This window comes from Microbacterium sp. CPCC 204701, assembly GCF_004010105.1.
Classification (GTDB): Bacteria; Actinomycetota; Actinomycetes; order Actinomycetales; family Microbacteriaceae; genus Microbacterium.
On the sequence record NZ_RRYE01000446.1, the window covers coordinates 1 to 2,234 of the forward strand.

2 protein-coding genes and 1 pseudogene are annotated in these 2,234 nt (G+C 68.8%); 1 reads left to right on the top strand and 2 read right to left on the bottom strand.

What is annotated here, in order from left to right; all coding sequences use genetic code 11:
- Both EIO58_RS16585 and EIO58_RS16590 read right to left on the bottom strand, forming a co-directional pair.
- A pseudogene (locus tag EIO58_RS16585) lies at window positions 1–186 on the bottom strand (DUF4349 domain-containing protein); the annotation flags it as partial.
- Complete coding sequence (locus EIO58_RS16590) at window positions 183–752, bottom strand: RNA polymerase sigma factor (protein ID WP_127820402.1); 570 nt, start codon at window positions 750–752, stop codon at window positions 183–185. The pseudogene EIO58_RS16585 and the gene EIO58_RS16590, both read right to left, overlap by 4 nt.
- 260 nt (window positions 753–1,012) lie before the next feature.
- On the opposite strand from EIO58_RS16590, the gene EIO58_RS16595 reads away from it, so the two are divergent.
- Window positions 1,013–2,149 carry a TerC family protein gene (locus EIO58_RS16595; protein ID WP_127820403.1) on the top strand — a complete coding sequence of 379 codons (1,137 nt, stop codon included), beginning with the start codon at window positions 1,013–1,015 and terminating at the stop codon, window positions 2,147–2,149.
- Window positions 2,150–2,234 lie beyond the last annotated feature (85 nt).

Here is a 2,234-nt window from a genome sequence, read left to right on the forward strand (position 1 = left end):
GGCGACCACCGCGGCGGCCGCGCCGCCCGCAATCCAGAGGCGGCCGCGGCGGGTGCGGCGGGTGGCCTGCCGCGAGCGGTCGCGGGCGATGTCGGAGAACAGCGCGGCCTCGATCTCGTCGACGCGCTCCCGCGAGAGTTCCGGAAGGGTCACCGGCGTCGCCGGCTCCTGGTGCTGCGTGCTCATGTGCTCTCCTTGACGACGGTCCGCAGTCGCGTGCGGATGCGGGAGAGACGATTGCGGACGACGCCGTGCGCGACGCCGAGCTCGTCGGCGGCCGCCTGGTAGGCATAGCCCTCGGTGGCGCACAGGCGGAAGATGGCACGGTCCAGCTCGCCGAGTCCCTCGACCTCGCGCAGGATCGCCTCGGCCAGAGCACCGTCGATCACCTGCTGCTCGACGTCGACGGTCGCGACGAGGTTCTCGTCCGCCGCGCCCGCGGTGTGCTCACGGTCGCGCTTCTGCTTGCGGATGCGGTTCGCCGACTGGAATCGGCACACCGTCGCGAGCCACGGAAGCAGCGAGTCACCTGCGAGGTCGAGCCCCGGGAGCTTGCGCCATGCGACCAGGAACGTCTCCTGCGTCACCTCCTCGGCGTCGGCCGGATTGCCGACCAGGCCGTGCGCGAGCCAGTAGATCGGGCGGACGTACGCGCGGTACAGCGTGCGGAACGCGTGTTCGCTCCCGCCGGCCGCCAGGGCCACGAGCGCGGCATCGCCGGATGACTCGCCGCGCGGGTGGTCGTCTGCCATGCCCCATCCTCCGCTCGCTTCGAATTGTCTCTCACTATGCCGGTGTCTGCGCGGCGCATATCGTCTCAGCGCGCGCGGTCGCGGCATCCGCAGACTGTATCCTGAGGCGAGCGAGAGGGAGTATCCCGACTGCGCGCATCCGTCATCACGGGTCCCGACAGAGCGACCCCGGGTGTGCGACGCGGAACGACCGGATCAGTCCGGCCGCGGGGAGAGACTTTCGGCATCGACCGACCCCCTGTTCTTCCGAAAGGCCCTGAATGGACCTCACACTTCCCCTGTGGTTCGAAGTCGGATCCCTCGTGATCCTCTCGCTCATCCTCCTGGGCGATCTGCTCCTCATCCTCAAGCGCCCCCACATCCCGTCGACCAGGGAATCGACGCTGTGGGTGGTGTTCTACGTGACGCTCGCGCTCTTCTTCGCCGGACTCATGTGGGTCTTCGCGGGCGGCGAGTACGCGGGGCAGTTCGTCGCGGGCTGGCTCACCGAGTACAGCCTGTCGATCGACAACCTGTTCGTCTTCGTGCTGATCATGACGCAGTTCGCGGTGCCGCGCCGGTATCAGCAGGAGGTGCTGATGGTGGGCATCATCATCGCCCTCGTGCTGCGCGGCCTGTTCATCCTCGCGGGGGCGGCCATCATCGAGCAGTTCAGCTGGGTGTTCTACATCTTCGGCGCGTTCCTGGTCTGGACGGCGATCCGCCAGGCGTTCCCCGGCGGCGAGCACGACGACGAGGTCAAGCAGGAGGCCTTCATCGTCCGCGTGCTCCGCCGCACGATCGACATCAGCGAGACGTACGACGGCGCGAAGATCCGCACGGTGGTCGACGGCAAGAAGATGTGGACGCCGATGATCATCGTCTTCGCGGCGATCGGCGTGACGGACCTGCTGTTCGCGATCGACTCCATCCCTGCGATCTTCGGCATCACGCAGAGCCCGTTCATCGTCTTCACCGCGAACATCTTCGCCCTCATGGGCCTGCGGCAGCTGTACTTCCTGCTGGGTGACCTGCTGGACCGCCTGCGGTACCTCCACTACGGCATCGCGTTCATCCTCGCCTTCATCGGCGTCAAGCTCATCCTCCACGCGATGCACGTCAACGAGCTGCCGTTCATCAACGGCGGCGAGCACATCGAGTGGGCTCCCGAGATCTCGACGTGGGTGTCGCTCGGCGTGATCGTCGTGGCCATGACCGTGGCGACCGTGGCGAGCCTCTTCGCATCGTCCCGCGACAGGCGCCGGAAGGCAGCGGATGCCGCGCCCGCGGTCGCGGGTGCGCCGGCGGGCATGGCGGACGCCGCCGAGGCCGCTGCGATCGTGGCCGATGAGAAGGGCACGCCTCCCCGTGTCGAACAGCCGCCTCACGGCGACACGGAACGGCGCGATCGGGACTGATCACCGGCGGCGGGGCGGGCGCCGGCCCGACCCGCCGCCGCTTCAATGCGTGACGGCGCCGGGCCGGTGCCCAGCGCGCCGGTGG